This is a genomic window from Microvirga sp. 2TAF3 (assembly GCF_052114965.1).
GTDB lineage: Bacteria > Pseudomonadota > Alphaproteobacteria > Rhizobiales > Beijerinckiaceae > Microvirga.
Genome location: NZ_JBFRFT010000004.1, coordinates 17,844 through 32,734 on the forward strand (window position 1 = coordinate 17,844; position 14,891 = coordinate 32,734).

13 protein-coding genes are annotated in these 14,891 nt (G+C 61.7%); 4 read left to right on the forward strand and 9 right to left on the reverse strand.

Features of this window, described 5'->3' with window-relative positions; all coding sequences use genetic code 11:
• Positions 1–3: 3 nt before the first annotated feature.
• Positions 4–1,110 carry an ABC transporter substrate-binding protein gene (locus AB4Y97_RS05560; RefSeq protein ID WP_441998251.1) on the reverse strand — a complete coding sequence of 369 codons (1,107 nt, stop codon included), beginning with the start codon at positions 1,108–1,110 and terminating at the stop codon, positions 4–6.
• Between the two features lie 242 nt (positions 1,111–1,352).
• On the opposite strand from AB4Y97_RS05560, the gene AB4Y97_RS05565 reads away from it, so the two are divergent.
• Together AB4Y97_RS05565 and AB4Y97_RS05570 are read left to right on the forward strand one after the other, a co-directional pair.
• Positions 1,353–2,126, forward strand: a complete 774-nt coding sequence (locus AB4Y97_RS05565; RefSeq protein ID WP_441998026.1) for a class I SAM-dependent methyltransferase — start codon at positions 1,353–1,355, stop codon at positions 2,124–2,126.
• A gap of 345 nt (positions 2,127–2,471) precedes the next feature.
• Positions 2,472–2,807 (forward strand): hypothetical protein, encoded by a 336-nt coding sequence (locus AB4Y97_RS05570; RefSeq protein WP_441998027.1) that lies wholly within the window; start codon positions 2,472–2,474, stop codon positions 2,805–2,807.
• A gap of 36 nt (positions 2,808–2,843) precedes the next feature.
• On the opposite strand, the gene mmsB is transcribed toward AB4Y97_RS05570, so the two are convergent.
• From mmsB to AB4Y97_RS05590, 4 genes are all read right to left on the reverse strand, one after another.
• Positions 2,844–4,040: a multiple monosaccharide ABC transporter permease gene (gene mmsB / locus AB4Y97_RS05575; RefSeq protein ID WP_441998028.1), complete on the reverse strand. Its 1,197-nt coding sequence runs from the start codon at positions 4,038–4,040 to the stop codon at positions 2,844–2,846.
• 1 nt (position 4,041) lies between these two features.
• The gene (gene mmsA, locus AB4Y97_RS05580) at positions 4,042–5,571 is read right to left on the reverse strand and encodes a multiple monosaccharide ABC transporter ATP-binding protein (protein ID WP_441998029.1); all 1,530 of its coding nucleotides are present in this window, start codon (positions 5,569–5,571) and stop codon (positions 4,042–4,044) included.
• 77 nt (positions 5,572–5,648) lie between these two features.
• On the reverse strand, positions 5,649–6,704 hold the full coding sequence (gene chvE / locus AB4Y97_RS05585) for a multiple monosaccharide ABC transporter substrate-binding protein (protein WP_441998252.1): 1,056 nt from the start codon (positions 6,702–6,704) through the stop codon (positions 5,649–5,651).
• A 330-nt stretch (positions 6,705–7,034) separates the two neighbouring features.
• Complete coding sequence (locus AB4Y97_RS05590) at positions 7,035–7,817, reverse strand: FadR/GntR family transcriptional regulator (protein WP_441998030.1); 783 nt, start codon at positions 7,815–7,817, stop codon at positions 7,035–7,037.
• Positions 7,818–8,216: 399 nt separating this feature from the next.
• On the opposite strand from AB4Y97_RS05590, the gene AB4Y97_RS05595 reads away from it, so the two are divergent.
• Together AB4Y97_RS05595 and AB4Y97_RS05600 are read left to right on the forward strand one after the other, a co-directional pair.
• A complete protein-coding gene (locus AB4Y97_RS05595) occupies positions 8,217–9,950 on the forward strand; it encodes an IlvD/Edd family dehydratase (protein WP_441998031.1) in 1,734 nt (577 codons plus the stop codon).
• A 48-nt stretch (positions 9,951–9,998) separates the two neighbouring features.
• Positions 9,999–10,931, forward strand: coding sequence for a dihydrodipicolinate synthase family protein (locus AB4Y97_RS05600; RefSeq protein WP_441998032.1), 933 nt, complete (start codon positions 9,999–10,001; stop codon positions 10,929–10,931).
• Positions 10,932–11,076: 145 nt separating this feature from the next.
• Here the strand turns inward: AB4Y97_RS05600 and AB4Y97_RS05605 are convergent, their stop codons facing one another.
• From AB4Y97_RS05605 to secD, 4 genes are read right to left on the reverse strand one after another with little or no spacing between them, the layout of a single operon-like run.
• A complete protein-coding gene (locus tag AB4Y97_RS05605; protein ID WP_441998033.1) occupies positions 11,077–11,925 on the reverse strand; it encodes a phytoene/squalene synthase family protein in 849 nt (282 codons plus the stop codon).
• Position 11,926: 1 nt separating this feature from the next.
• Positions 11,927–12,313: an Mth938-like domain-containing protein gene (locus tag AB4Y97_RS05610; RefSeq protein ID WP_441998034.1), complete on the reverse strand. Its 387-nt coding sequence runs from the start codon at positions 12,311–12,313 to the stop codon at positions 11,927–11,929.
• Between the two features lie 5 nt (positions 12,314–12,318).
• A complete protein-coding gene (secF, locus tag AB4Y97_RS05615) occupies positions 12,319–13,257 on the reverse strand; it encodes a protein translocase subunit SecF (protein ID WP_441998035.1) in 939 nt (312 codons plus the stop codon).
• Between the two features lie 12 nt (positions 13,258–13,269).
• Entirely contained in the window at positions 13,270–14,877 is a 1,608-nt protein-coding gene (secD, locus tag AB4Y97_RS05620; protein ID WP_441998036.1) for a protein translocase subunit SecD, read from the reverse strand.
• Positions 14,878–14,891: the final 14 nt, after the last annotated feature.

The following is a 14,891-nucleotide window of genomic DNA, read 5'->3' on the forward strand; positions in this document are numbered from 1 at the left end:
GGCCTATTCCTTATCCGTCAGCGAGACCCAGTAGCCGGGCTTGTACGCCACGGGCAGGAAACGCTCGTAGAGGGTGTGCATCGTCTGGTCAGGATCGAGATCCTTGAACAGATCCGGGTGCAGCCACTTGGCGATCTGCTGGATGGCGACGAACTGATAGGGGCTGTTGTAGAACTGGTGCCAGATGGCGTGAACCTGCTTGTTCTGCACCGCCTTCACGCCCGTATAGGCGGGGCGCTTCATCAACTCGGCGAGCTTGTTCCGTGCCTTTGCCTTGTCGGCTCCGGATCCGACGCCGACCCATTTGCCACCGGGCACATAGAGTTCCCAGTTCGACCCGGTGACGATCACCTGATCCGGATTGGCCGCGATGATCTGCTCCGGGTTCACGCCCCCGAAGGTGCCGGGAATGATCTTGCCGGCGAGGTTGGCGCCTCCGGCGATCTCGACCATCTTGCCGAAATTCTCGTTTCCGAAGGACATGCAGCAATCGTCGGTGTAGCCGCCTGCACGCTCCATCATCACGAGCGGCTTGGCGGGGTTCGCCTTGGCGAGGCGTTCGGTGACGCGGTCGATCTGCTCCTTACGGAAGGCGATGAACTCCTCGGCCCGAGCCTCCTTTCCGAACAGCTTGCCGATCAGCCGCATGCTCGGCTCGGTGTTCTCGAAGGGCTTGTCGCGGAAGTCCACGAACACGACCGGGATGCCGACCTTGGCGAGCTTCTCGATGAGCTTCGCGTCGTCGGTCGCGGTCTTGGCCTCTACGTTCATGATCATGACATCGGGAGCGAGCGCCACGGCCTGCTCGATGTTGAAGGTGCCTTCCTTCTCACCACCGAAGGTCGGGAGCTTCGCGATGTCCGGATACTTGGCAAGGTAGTCCTTGTAGCCGTCGAGATCGGCCTTCTCGAAATCGTCCCGCCAGCCGACGACGCGCTTGAACGGCGCCTCGGTGTCGAGGGCAGCGACGAAGTAGATCTGGCGTCCCTCTCCGAGGATCACCTTGGCCACAGGCGTCTTGACCTCGACCTGACGGCCAGTGACGTCGCTGATGGTGATCTTGGCATCAGCCGCCCTCGACGGGACGGGCAGGAGAGAAACGAGCGCCATGACTGCGCAGAGAGTCAGTTTGGGAAGCTGCATAATGCACCTCGCATCGAGAGGAAAAGGCGGCTTCTCCTATGACTGTCATAAAAGTATATCAAGCATTATCTTTTAGAATTACTACAATAAAGGTTAGATTTATCTAGTTTAGAAGAAGTCTATTCTATAGTTTAGAATACTTATAACTTGACGATTTCGGATCTTGAAGATAAATCGCGCCGCAATGCATGATTTTAACGGGCTGTCGGATGACGTCGAACTACACGCTTCGGGATGAAATTCGCGACTATTGGTCGGCTCGCGCACCGACCTTCGACCAGCAGGTGGGGCACGAGATCTTCTCGGAAGAGGAGCGGCAGGCTTGGCGCGAGTTGTTCCTGCGCCATCTCGGCCCCGGCGGAGGCCGCAGCGCGCTCGATCTTGCGAGCGGCACGGGGGTGATTTCCCATCTGCTCGACGGGCTGGGTTTCCAGGTCACAGGCCTCGATTGGTCGGAGGCGATGCTCAGCCGCGCCCGCGCCAAGGCCCAGGCACGCGGAGCCAAGATCCGGTTCGTCATGGGCGATGCCGAGCGGACGCTGGAGAAGCCGGAGAGCTATGACGTGATCGTAACGCGTCATCTGGTCTGGACCTTGGTCGACCCTCTGGCCGCCTTCCGGGAATGGCATTCCCTGCTGAAGCCCGGCGGCAAGGTGCTCATCGTCGACGGCGATTTCGTCTCGGACACGCTGGTAAAGCGCCTGATCCGCATGTTCGAACGCCTCTCCGGGAGAGCCACCGCAGCCCACACCCAAGATGCGATGAGAGAGACCCACGAGCGGATCCTGCGGCAGGTCTACTTTTCCAAGGGGGCCCGATCCGCCGAGGTCATCGACCTCCTCCGCCAGGCCGGCTTTGAAGGGATCACGATGGATCAGAATCTCCAGCGCATCCATCGCGAGCAGGCCAAGCATATGTCCCTGCTCAAGGGCTTTGAACGCGCGACCCAGCACCGCTATGTCATCGTGGCGACAAAATATTGAAGACGGTGCATCACCCCTCTGTTGCTGCGGCCAGCACCTAACTCATCATTGCCTACAAAGGTCTCGCAATGGCACATCCCGGACGTTGAGTACTCGACCCGAACGGAGCCTAAAGCGGATCCAATCCTCAGTGTTTCTCAATGAAAGGGCGCCCGTTGGGGCGGCCTTCTCTCCGGTCGGCTCCGGCAGTCGTTGCTCAATTGCGGCAGAGCTTTGGATTTCGTTACGACAGCAGCAAGTCCCTGAGGCGCTCATGTCCCGGAGGTTGAGCGACTGCCCCAACAAATCAAGCAGGAAGCTCCCATTCGTATAAACTGACGTCGGATGGAACCGAGGGAGTTTCCCATGCGCAGAATCATCCTCAAGACCGTGGCGGCGGCAAGTGCCGGCGCGTTTCCCCTGCTCGCGACATCGGCCTTCGCGCAGATGGCCTCCACGCGGAGCATGTCCTGCGAACAGGCGAGAGGGATGGTCGCCAGCGAGGGCGCGGCCGTCTTGAGCACGGGGCCCGATCAGTACGACCGTTACGTGAGCAGCCTGAGCTCCTGCCAAGTCGACCAGATTCTGGAGCCCGCCTGGGTGCCGACGGAGGATACGCCGCAATGTTCCGTCGGCTACAAATGCCGATCGCCGGGATATGAAATCCTTGCGGTCCTGCATCGCGCAAAAACGAAGCATTGAGGCTGGCCTCTTAGGCGACAGCGCAGCTGAGCCGTGTCATTTCTTCTTGTTGTACACGTCGAGCGTGACGGCCGCCAGAAGCACGAGACCCTTGATGACCTGCTGATAGTCGATTCCGATGCCGAGGATCGACATGCCGTTGTTCATGACGCCCATCACGAAGGCGCCGATGACGGCGCCTGTCACCTTGCCGACGCCGCCGGATGCCGAAGCACCGCCGATGAAGCAGGCGGCGATGACGTCAAGCTCGAACGACAGGCCCGCTTTCGGCGTGGCCGTGTTCAAACGCGCGGCGAAGATCAGCCCTGCCAAAGCCGCAAGGGCGCCCATATTGACGAAGGTGAGAAATGTCAGCCTCTCCGTCTTGATGCCGGACAGCTTGGCCGCTTTCTCGTTTCCGCCCAGAGCATAGATGCGCCGGCCGATGGTCGTCCGGTTGGTCACGAACGCATAAAGCGCGATCAGGACGAACATGATGATGAGGACGTTCGGCAATCCGCGATAGGTGGCGAGCAGATAGCTGAACGAGATGATGAGCGCGCACAGAATGGCGTTCTTGACGATGAACAGGCCCATCGGCGGCACATCGACGGCGTGCATCTGTTGTTTCGCGCGATTGCGCAGGCTGAAATAGACCAGCACCATTGCCGTCGCCACGCCGAGCAGGAGCGAGGTGACGTTCAACGCCTCGCCGCCGAAGACATCGGGAATGAAACCTGAGCTCAGCTTCTGGAAAGTCGGCGGAAACGGACCGACGGATTGTCCTCCGAGCAGCGTCAGGGTCAGCCCCTTGAAAACCAGCATGCCCGCCAGCGTGACGATGAAGGAAGGAACCTTGAAGAAGGCCACCCAATAACCCTGCGCGGCGCCAATCGCGGCGCCGACGAGGAGGCAGACGATGATGGTCGGAATGAAATGGATGTTGAACTTGACCATCATCACGGCCGCAAGCGCGCCGATGAAGCCGACGATCGACCCGACCGACAGATCGATATGCCCGGCCACGATGACGAGCAGCATGCCGAGCGCCATGATGACGATATAGCTGTTCTGGAGAACGAGATTGGTCAGATTGAGCGGCTTGAGGAGCGTGCCGCCCGTCACGACCTGAAAGAACAGCATGATGGCGAGGAGCGACACCAGCATGCCGTAGTCGCGGAAGTGGGATTTCAGGAAACTCCAATAGGAAGCCTGCTGTTCGACCCGAAGGTCCTCCGGAATCCTCGTATCCATCTCAGCGCCTCCCCGATCTGACGATCGCGTGCATGATCTTTTCCTGCGATGCCTCGGCGGCCGCGAATTCCCCGATCAGGGCGCCCTCGTTCATCACGTAGATCCGGTCGCACATTCCCAGAAGCTCCGGCATCTCGGACGAAATGAAGAGAACGCCCTTCCCCGCATCGGCGAGGTTGTTGATGATCGTATAGATTTCATATTTCGCCCCGACATCGATGCCCCGGGTCGGCTCGTCGAGGATGAGGATTTCCGGATTCGCGAAGAGCCATTTGCTCAGGACGACCTTCTGCTGGTTTCCGCCGGACAGGTTCAGGGTCTCCTGGAAGACGTTGGCGCTCCTGATCTTCAGCTTCTTGCGGTACTCGTTGGCCACCGTGAGTTCGCGCATCTCGTCGATGACGAATCTTTCGGAAACGCCGTCCAGATGCGCGAGCGTGACGTTCTTGCGGATGTCCTCCTCGAGAATGAGGCCGTATGTCTTGCGGTCCTCCGTGACATAGGCGATCCCGTTCGAGACGGCCCTCTCGACCGTGCTCACGTCGATTTCCCTGCCATGCAGCAGCACGCGCCCGGTGATGCGCTGGCCGTAGGTTCTGCCAAAGAGGCTCATGGCAAGCTCCGTGCGGCCGGCTCCCATGAGACCGGCGATGCCGACGATCTCGCCGCGCCTGATATGAAGATTGACCCCTTTGACCACGCGCACATCCGGGTGGATCGGATGATGGGCTGACCAGTCCTTGACCTCGAAAATGGGCTCGCCGATATGGGGCTCGCGCTTCGGATAGCGGTCGGCCATGGCGCGGCCGACCATGCCCCGGATGATCCGATCCTCGCTGATATCCTCTTTCCGGCAATCGAGGGTCTCGACGGTGCTTCCGTCGCGAAGAACGGTGATGGAATCGGCGACTTTCGAAACCTCGTTGAGCTTGTGCGAGATCAGGATCGAGGAAATGCCCTGGTTCCGGAACTGAAGCAGCAATTCCAGGAGCGCATCGCTGTCACTCTCGTTGAGGCTAGCGGTCGGCTCGTCGAGGACGAGGAGCTTGACCTTCTTCGACAGGGCCTTGGCGATTTCGACGAGCTGCTGCTTGCCGACGCCGAGATTGGTCACCAGGGTCTCGGGAGATTCCTTGAGCCCGACGGTCTTGAGAAGGCTCTTCGTACGCGAGAAGGCCGCCGACCAGTCGATGATCCCGTACTCGGCCTGCTCGTTGCCGAGAAAGATGTTTTCCGCAATCGACAGGAGCGGCACGAGCGCCAGCTCCTGATGGATGATGATGATGCCGAGCTTTTCGCTCTCGGCAATTCCCTTGAAGCGCCGCTCCTGGCCCTCGAAATGGATCTCCCCGGAATAGGACCCGTACGGATAGACGCCGCTCAGCACCTTCATCAACGTGGACTTGCCGGCGCCGTTCTCGCCGACCAGGGCATGAATCTCGCCGGCCTCGACCGTGAGGTTGACGTTATCCAGCGCGTTGACGCCCGGAAACGTCTTCGTGATCCCTCGCATCTCAAGGATCGGCTTCATCGCGTGACCTCAGATCAGGAACAGCCTTCGCGCAGCGGGGCCTTGCTCTTTCGAGCGAGGCCCGCCGGCATCGGGAACTATTTGATCTGGCTCTCGGTGTAGTAGCCGCTGCCCACCAGAACGTCCTTCCAGTTGGATGCATCGACACTCACCGGCTTCAGGAGATAGGACGGCACCGTCTTGACGCCGTTCTCGTAGGTCTTCGTGTCGTTGACTTCGGCCGGCTTACCCGCGAGCTGTGCATCGACCATGTTGGCGGCCACCTTCGCCAGTTCGCGCGTATCCTTGAAGACTGTCGAGGTCTGTTCCTTGGCGAGGATCGACTTGATCGACGGGATTTCGGCATCCTGGCCCGTGACGACGGGCATGGGCTGTTTCGGCGTGCCGTAACCGACGCCCTTCAGCGATGAAATGATGCCGATGCTCAGGCCGTCATAGGGCGACAGGACGGCATCCACCCGCTTGTCGTTGTAATAGGCGCTCAGAAGGTTATCCATGCGCGCCTGGGCGACGGCGCCATCCCAGCGCAGGGTCGAGACCTTGTCCATTCCGGTCTGGCCGCTGGCCACGACGAGCTTGCCGCTCTTGATATACGGCTCGAGCACGGACATGGCGCCATTATAGAAGAAGAAGGCATTGTTGTCGTCGGGCGAGCCGCCGAAGAGCTCGATGTTGAAGGGGCCCTTGCCCTCCTTCAGCCCCAGCGCCTTCTCGATGTAGCCTCCCTGCAGCACGCCGACCTGGAAGTTGTCGAAGGTGGCGTAGTAGTCGACATTCTTGGAATTGCGGATCAGGCGGTCATAGGCGATGACCTTGATGCCCTTGTCGGATGCCTGCTGAAGCGCGTCCGACAGCGTGGTGCCGTCGATCGCGGCAATCACGAGAACCTTGGCGCCCTTGGTGATCATGTTCTCGATCTGGGCGAGCTGATTGGGGATGTCGTCTTCGGCGTATTGCAGATCGACGGCGTAGCCCTTTTCCTTCAGGGACTTCACCATGTTGTCACCATCGGCGATCCAGCGGGCCGACGATTTCGTCGGCATGGAGACCCCGACAGTACCCTTGTCCTGAGCCTGCGCCGCATGGACCAGCCCTAAGGCCCCCAAAGCAAGCGCAGCAATGGTTGCTTTCACTGTCTTCAAGTTCGTTCTCCCTCTGCTTCGAGCCCAGGCAACTTGATGTGTCCGGTGCGTTACTGACGATCTCAATCAACAACCTCGCTTCGACGCGCGTCTGAGGTTTTCCGACGCGACCCCAACCTGTGATGGCAAGCAGCGCCCTTCTCCGTGGCGCCCGCGGCTTGCGTCAGGCAGTCAGACTGAAAAGCATGACGACTTTTTATAATAATACTATAATACTATCGTTGTTTGGCAAGGTCACGTCTGAGGTACGGCACTCAGGACAAGACCGGAAAAAGATTACGTATCAACAAGATAGCCTGCCAACCAAAGCAAAGCTGCGGGCTATCCCGGCCTTTTCTGCGAGAAGGCATGAAGCTGCACGGTCGCGACGGCGCCGGCATCGTGCTTGATCCGAATTCGCTCCGCCGTCCGCAGGATCAGCGTCGACATCGCGTCGCTCGCTGCGGATGCGTCACGCTCTTCGATTGCATCGAAGACGGCCTGATGCTGCTTCATCACCAATTTGAAGCGCTCATCGCTGGAGACGGGCGAGCTGACAGTGAAGGATGTCGCGAGAGCGGCCCCGATGACCGACCCGATGGATTGCAGGAACGGATTGCCGGACGCTTCCAGGACGGCCTGATGAAACGCCAGATCGGCCTTCGTAAAGCCCTGCCGGTTGTCCTCGCACCGGTACATCGCGAGCAGGGCCAGGCGCATGGCCTCGAGCTGCTCCGGCGTCCGGCGCAAGGCCGCGGTGGCGCAGGCCAATGGCTCGAGCGCCTGTCTGATCTCGAACAGCCAGCCCAGAAACTGTGCATCGACGCCGAGCTGGAGATGCCAGTCGAGAATGTCGGCATCGAACATGTTCCAGTTTTCGCGGCCGAGAACTTTCGTGCCGACCTTGGTCTTCGACTCGATCAGTCCCTTCGCCGCAAGGGTTTTCAAGGCCTCGCGCAAAGCCGTGCGGGAAACGCCGAAGAATTCCATCAGCTCGGCGTCGCCGGGCAGCGTGCTGCCGACGGGATAGCGCCCCTGCATGATGCTGTGGCCGATCCCGTGGGCGACCAGATCATGAGCCGAGCGGGGCCTGGAGGCCATTTTTACCGGATTGACTGAAATCATCGTACCACTCGTCAAACGCCAGCGTGACCGAACCGACATTGCCGCAGGCCACGCTGCACTACGATAAAAACAAAGCGAAATGCGCCAATAGCGATCTTTGTCCACCACAAACTCAGGGCTCCATCGAAAGACCGGCCGCCCCTTGAATGCGTGCCAACAACATTCCGAGGCAGCACCGCAGCCCGGCCAAAGCCTCCTCATCCCCCCGGACCCAGCCTATCCGGCTCGCTCCGACGCCCCCTCCTTCAAAATATTTCAGCCTTCGGCATCAACAGCCTTTGCAGACAATTTATTTATCATATTATATACACAAAGACGACGACCGTCGAGGTGAGTGAGACGAACCAAAGAGGTGGCCTCACCGACTTTCCCAGGAAATGAAGGACCGAGAAGCGAGCGATGAACGACGATCGAAAGCGTAAGCTGCGCAGCCATGCCTGGTTCGGCCGCCAGGACAAGATGGGCTTCTATTATCGCTCATTCCTCAAGAACAGCGGCTTCCCGCAGGATCAGTTCGAGGATCGCCCGGTCATCGGCATCTGCAATACATGGTCGGAGCTGACGCCCTGCAACTCGCACTTCCGCACCATTGCGGAGCATGTCCGGTACGGCGTGCTCGATGCGGGCGGCTTCCCCCTCGAATTCCCGGTCTCCTCCCTGGGCGAAGTGACGATGCGGCCGACGGCGATGCTGTTTCGCAACCTTGCCGCGATGGATGTGGAGGAAGCGATCCGCGCCCACCCTCTCGACGGGGTCGTCCTCCTGATGGGCTGCGATAAGACCACGCCCGCGCTTCTCATGGGTGCTGCCTCGGCGGATCTGCCGACCATCGGCGTCTCCGGCGGGCCGCAGCTCCGGGGAGTCTATCGCGGGAAATATATCGGCTCGGGCACGAACATCATTTCCATGAGCGAGCAGCTGCGCGCCGGCGAAGTAACCTTGCAGGAGTTTCATGAGGCCGAGGGCGGGATGAACCGGTCTCACGGCCATTGCATGACCATGGGCACCGCCTCCACGATGGCCTCGATGGTCGAGGCCCTGGGTGTCGGCCTTCCGGAGAACGCCGCCATTCCGGCAACCGACGCGCGGCGCAACCATCTCGCCCGCATGGCGGGGCGGCGGATCGTCGAGATGGTCAGGGAAGACCTCGTGCTTTCGAAGATCCTGACCCGGCAGGCCTTCGAGAATGCGATCCGGGCGCTTGCCGCCATCGGCGGCTCGACGAACGCCGTCGTGCATCTTCTCGCCATTGCCGGCCGCGCCGGGATCGACCTGACACTCGATGATTTCGACCGGCTGGGGCGGGACGTCCATTGCCTCGTCGACCTCATGCCCTCGGGCCGTTTCCTCATGGAGGATTTCTATTATGCCGGCGGTCTGCCCGTGGTTCTAAGGTCGCTGGGCGAGCGCGGCCTGTTGAACAAGGAAGCGCTCACCGTCAACGGCCATCCGATCTGGGACAACGTCAAGGATGCGCCGTGCTGGAACCAGGAGGTCATCACGAGCTTCGACGAGCCGTTCAAGGCCGATGCCGGCATCGCGATCCTGCGGGGGAACCTTGCACCGGACGGCGCCGTCATCAAGCCCTCGGCCGCCTCGCCGGAATTGATGAAGCATACGGGCCGCGCCGTCGTGTTCGAAACGATCGAGGAGCTTCATCACCGCATCGACGACGATGATCTCGATATCGACGAGACCTGCATCATGGTGCTCAAGCATTGCGGACCCAAGGGCTATCCGGGCATGGCGGAGGTGGGGAACATGCCCCTGCCCCAGAAGCTCCTGAAAAAAGGCATCCGCGACATGGTGCGGATTTCGGATGCCCGCATGTCCGGCACCGCCTATGGCACGGTCGTCCTGCACGTTGCTCCCGAAGCGGCGGCCGGCGGTCCGCTCGCCCTTGTCCGGAACGGCGACCTGATCACCCTCGATGTCGCGGCGCGAAGCCTGCATCTTCATGTTGAGGATGTCGAACTCGCGAAAAGGCGCGAGAGCTGGGCACCGCCCCAGGCCCATGCCGTCCGTGGCTATGCCAAGCTTTACGTCGATCACGTGCTCCAGGCGGACAAGGGAGCCGATCTCGACTTCCTCGTCGGCAAGACGGGCTCCCCCGTCCCCCGCGACAATCACTGAGCTATGCACAGAACCAAGCCCGCAAGTATCGAAAGAGAGGAAACGGCCTTGTCTCAACCAGCCTCCGCGCGCCCCTATCGTGGCGTCTTCCCGGTTGTCCCGACCATCTTCGACGACGATGGACAGCTTGATCTCCGAGGGCAGAAGCGCGCCGTGGATTTCATGATCGATGCCGGCTCCGATGGCCTCTGCATCCTCGCGAATTTCTCCGAGCAGTTCGTCCTGACCGACAGCGAGCGCGAAATCCTGATGCATGCGGTGCTCGAACACGTCGCCGGCCGCGTCCCGGTGATCGTGACGACCACCCATTTCGCGACGCATATCTGCGCCGAGCGCAGCCGCCGCGCACAGGATGCGGGGGCCGCCATGGTGATGATCATGCCGCCCTATCACGGCGCGACGATCCGGATTCCGGAGGGCGGTATCTACAACTTTTTCCAAAAGGTGTCGGACGCCATCGACATCCCGATCATGATCCAAGACGCGCCCGTCGCCGGAACGCCCCTGTCCGCTTCGTTCCTGGCGCGGATGGCGCGGGAGATTGCGAATGTCGCCTATTTCAAGATCGAGGTTCCGGGCGCCGCCGGGAAGCTGCGCGATCTCCTGGCACTAGGCGGGAATGCGATCGAGGGGCCGTGGGATGGCGAGGAAGCGATCACGCTCATGGCCGATCTCGATGCCGGCGCGACCGGCGCAATGACGGGCGGTGCCTATGCGGATGGCATCCGCCAGATCATGGACCCCTATGTCGCCGGACGCCGCGAAGAGGCCCTGGCGGCCTATGAGCGCTGGCTTCCCCTCATCAACCATGAAAACAGGCAGTGCGGCCTTATCGCCTGCAAGGCGCTGATGAAGGAAGGCGGCATCATCCGGTCCGAGGCGGTGCGTCACCCGCTTCAGCCCCTCCATCCCGAAACAAGGAAGGGCCTCATCGAGATTGCCCGCCGCCTCGATCCCCTCGTGCTTCGCTGGGGTCGGTAAGCCGAGTTGGGCCCGTCCGGGCAATCTCTTTCATAGGGCGACCGAGCGCCTCTTTCGCGATCTCCGGTTCACGAAAGAGGCGCTATCCTTTTTGAAATGACGCCTTTTCTTCCGCAAAATCGGAGCCTTTTTTGCGTGTATTTTCCTAGAACGGCCCGCGCCACAGGGCCCAAATCCTGCGCCACTGGGCCAGGTCCACATTCGTGTGGAACGGATCGTAATCCCGCCTCTCCATGATACGCAGATAGGGTTCGACGAGGGCGAGGAGGCGGAAGGCAGGCGCGGCCTCCGGCGGGATCGTCGAACGGAGGGTTCCAACCTGGTCGAGATGTCTGCGGGCGACGGCGCGCAGATCGGCGAGCGCTCCCTTCAGACCCGGTCCGCCCCTTCCCGTCACGATATCGTCCCGCACGACGCCGTGCCGGGAGAGTATATCGGTGGGAAGAAAGACTTGCCCCTGGCGGGCATGCCAGGGAAAAGCCCGCAGCAGGCCGGTGACGGCATAAGCCACACCCGCATGGCCCGCGGCATCCGCATGGCCGGGATCGCCGCCGCCCATCAGGATGATGCTGGCGAGCCGGATCAGGCTGGAGGATGTTTCGCCGCAATAGCCTTCGAGGTCGTTCAGAGAGGGCATCGGATCGTCGTAGAGATCGAAGATCCGTGCATCGATCAGGCTGACCAGCGCCGGGCGCGGAAGGCGGAACTTCACGATGGTATCGTCGAGAGCCGCGGCGACCGGATTGGCTTTGACATCACCGCGGACCTCGCCCTGCAAGGCATCCCGCCACCATTGCAGGCGGATCTCGCCCAGCATGGCCTCCCGCACGGAATCGCGCACGCGGGCGATCTCGTAGTTGAAGGCATGGAGCGCGTGGAGATGCGGACGCTTGTCAGCCGGCGCGAACAGGCTGGCCCAGAACCGGTCGGGATCGGCCTCTCGCACGAGGGACTCGCAGTGGGAATAGGCGAAGCTCAGATCCTCCGTCGCCATGTCAGGGCACGGCGATCAGGGCCGCACCGACTTTTCGGTTCTCGGCCAGCAGGATGTTGTAGGTGCGCGCGGCGGCTCCGCTCTGCATGACATCGAGGCCGATCCGGGCCTCGCGGAAGCGCAGGCGCAGGTGCTCCGGGATCGCGGCGACGTCGAGGCCCGTTCCTAGGAGAAGAAGATCCAGGTCTTCGCCCTCGGCGAAGACCGGCGCCAGATTCTCCTCCGTGATCTCGGCAACGGCAGAGACCGGCCATGCCCGTATGCCCGACGGCAGGACGAGAATGGAGCCTCGATGGGACATGTCCGCGAAGCGGAAGCCGCCATTGCCATAGGCGTCGATCGGATAACGCCCGGGCACGAAGCCGTCATAGATACGGCCGCCGCTCATGAGCCTTACTCCGCCGGGGCGACCTTGCCCTCGGGGGCCTTCACGGTCTCCGGACTGCGGAGGCCGATATAGATCAGCATCGGCGAGGAGATGAAGATGGCCGAATAGGTGCAGATCACCACGCCGTAGAGCATCACCTGCGCAAAGCCCTCGATGGCGCGTCCGCCGAAGAGCACCAGCGCCAGAAGCGACAGGGCCGTCGTGGCGGAGGTCATCACCGTGCGCGACATGGTCGTGTTGATCGAGAGGTTCAACAATTCCTTGGTCGGCATGGTCTTATAGCGACGCATGAGTTCGCGCGTGCGGTCGAAGACCACCACGGTTTCATTCAGCGAATAACCCACGATGGTGAGGATCGCCGCGATCGAGGTCATATTGAACTCGTGCTGCGTGATCACGAAGAAGCCGATGGTGAGCACGATGTCGTGCAGCGTGCCGAAGATGGCGCCGAGGGCAAGCTCGCGCTCGAAGCGGAACCAGAGATAGAACAGCACCGCGATGACGGCGAGAATGATGCCGATGGTGCCCGATTGAACGAGCTCGCCAGATACGCGCGGGCCCACCGTCTCGACGCGGCGGAACTCGTACTCGTTGCCGAAGGTGTCACGCGCCTTCTGCACAACGGCGCTCTGCGCCGCCTCGCCGCCGGACTGAATGGGGAAGCGCAGCGACAGGCCGCCCGCGGTGCCGAACTCCTGCACCTCGACCTCGCCGAAGCCGAAGCCCTCGGCCGTCTGCCGGATCTTGGCGACGTCGGCCTGGCCGGACTTCGCCTGCAGCTCCATGAGCGTACCGCCCTTGAAGTCGATGCCGAAATTCAGGCCGACCGTCAGGAGCACCACCACCGTCGCGACCGAAAGGCAGGCCGACAGCGGGAAGGAGAAGCGCCGGAAGCGCATGAAATCGAAATGGGAGTTCTCGGGCCAGAGACGAAGAAGGCGCACGACAACAACTCCTTAAAACGGAAGGGTTTTCGGACGCATCCAATGATACCAGACCGCAATCATCATGCGCGTCAGGGTCACGGCGGTGATAACCGTCGTCAGGATGCCCAGAATGAATACGACGGCGAAGCCGCGAACGGGACCGGAGCCGAGGAAGAACAGGATCACCGCCGCGATGGCCATGGTGCTGTTGGAATCGACGATGGTCGCGAAAGCGCGCTCGAAGCCCGCCTGGATCGCAGATGGAATCGACCGTCCCGAATGCGCTTCCTCGCGGATGCGCTCGTAGATCAGCACGTTCGAGTCCACTGCCGTGCCGATGGTGAGCACGATGCCCGCGATGCCCGGCAGGGTCAGCGTCGCCTCGAGGACCGACATGAGGCCGAAGATCAGGCCCACATGGACCAGAAGCGCGATATTGGCGAAGAGGCCGAACAATCCATAGGTCGCAAACATGAAGATCACGACGAAGACGGCCGCTACATAGGTGGCCAACTTGCCGGCCTCGATGGAATCGTGGCCGAGGCCGGGGCCGACGGTGCGTTCCTCGACGACGGTCAGCTTGGCGGGCAGCGCGCCGGCGCGGAGCAGAACCGCGAGATCCTGGGCCTGCTGCACCGTGAACCGGCCCGAAATCTGGCCCGAGCCTCCGGTGATGGCGGACTGGATCGTCGGCGCGGAAATCACCTCGTTGTCGAGGACGATGGCGAGCGCACGGCCGATATTCTCCGTGGTCGCCTGGCCGAAGCGCTGAGCTCCACGGATGTTGAAGCGGAAATTGACGATGGGCTCGTTTGTGCGGCTGTCGAAGGCGGGCTGCGCATCGACCAGATCGCCGCCCTCGACGATCACGCGGCGCTCGACCGGGACCTTCTGTCCGCCCGCATCACGCATAGGGAGCATGTCCACGTCGGCCGCGCCCTGCTGTCCGAGCATCCGGAATTCAAGCTTCGCGGTCCGGCCCAGAAGCTCCTTGAGGCGCTGCGGATCCTGCAGGCCTGGAACCTGCACGAGGACGCGGTCCGTGCCCTGGCGCTGAATGCTCGGTTCGGTCGTTCCGCCGAAATCGATACGCTTGCGAATGACCTCGATGGACTGGTCGACGGCCCTGCGGACCTTCTCGTTGATGCCGGCATCCGTATAGGCGAGCGTGATCAGGCCGTCGGGCGTGGTCGTGATATCGATATCCCGGTTGCCGCCCTGCCCCAGCACGGCATTGCCGATGGGCTGGGACAGCTCGCGCAGGCGGGGCAGGACCCGGTCGCGCTCGGCTGCGTCGGGGACGCGGATCTGCACGCCGCGCTGGTTGAGCTGGATGCCGCCCTGCGGCGAGACGCGGGCCTCGCGCAGCACGCGGCGGACATCGTCGCGAAGCTGGGTGGACTGCGTCCGCAGAAGATCGGGAACATCCACCTCGAGCAACACGTGCGAGCCGCCCTGAAGGTCGAGGCCGAGCACGACGGCGCGGGACGGGATCAGCCATGACGGCACCCATCCCGGCAGGGAGTTTTGGAATGCCTCGCGATGCTCGCGGCCCATCAAGCTCGGGACAGCGAGAAGAAGGCCGATTATGATGACCGCCATGGTGGCGATGATCTTCGACTTCGAGAAGCGCAGCATCGTCAACTCAACCT

What these genes read in the sequence shown, in the direction of transcription:
- secD (WP_441998036.1), bottom strand. Translation starts at nt 14,877, where the DNA reads ATGCTGCGCTTCTCGAAGTCGAAGATCATCGCCACCATGGCGGTCATC.
- AB4Y97_RS05565 (WP_441998026.1), top strand. Translation starts at nt 1,353, where the DNA reads ATGACGTCGAACTACACGCTTCGGGATGAAATTCGCGACTATTGGTCG.
- AB4Y97_RS05595 (WP_441998031.1), top strand. Translation starts at nt 8,217, where the DNA reads ATGAACGACGATCGAAAGCGTAAGCTGCGCAGCCATGCCTGGTTCGGC.
- AB4Y97_RS05610 (WP_441998034.1), bottom strand. Translation starts at nt 12,313, where the DNA reads ATGAGCGGCGGCCGTATCTATGACGGCTTCGTGCCCGGGCGTTATCCG.
- mmsB (WP_441998028.1), bottom strand. Translation starts at nt 4,040, where the DNA reads ATGGATACGAGGATTCCGGAGGACCTTCGGGTCGAACAGCAGGCTTCC.
- AB4Y97_RS05570 (WP_441998027.1), top strand. Translation starts at nt 2,472, where the DNA reads ATGCGCAGAATCATCCTCAAGACCGTGGCGGCGGCAAGTGCCGGCGCG.
- AB4Y97_RS05560 (WP_441998251.1), bottom strand. Translation starts at nt 1,110, where the DNA reads ATGGCGCTCGTTTCTCTCCTGCCCGTCCCGTCGAGGGCGGCTGATGCC.
- AB4Y97_RS05605 (WP_441998033.1), bottom strand. Translation starts at nt 11,925, where the DNA reads ATGGCGACGGAGGATCTGAGCTTCGCCTATTCCCACTGCGAGTCCCTC.
- AB4Y97_RS05590 (WP_441998030.1), bottom strand. Translation starts at nt 7,817, where the DNA reads ATGATTTCAGTCAATCCGGTAAAAATGGCCTCCAGGCCCCGCTCGGCT.
- mmsA (WP_441998029.1), bottom strand. Translation starts at nt 5,571, where the DNA reads ATGAAGCCGATCCTTGAGATGCGAGGGATCACGAAGACGTTTCCGGGC.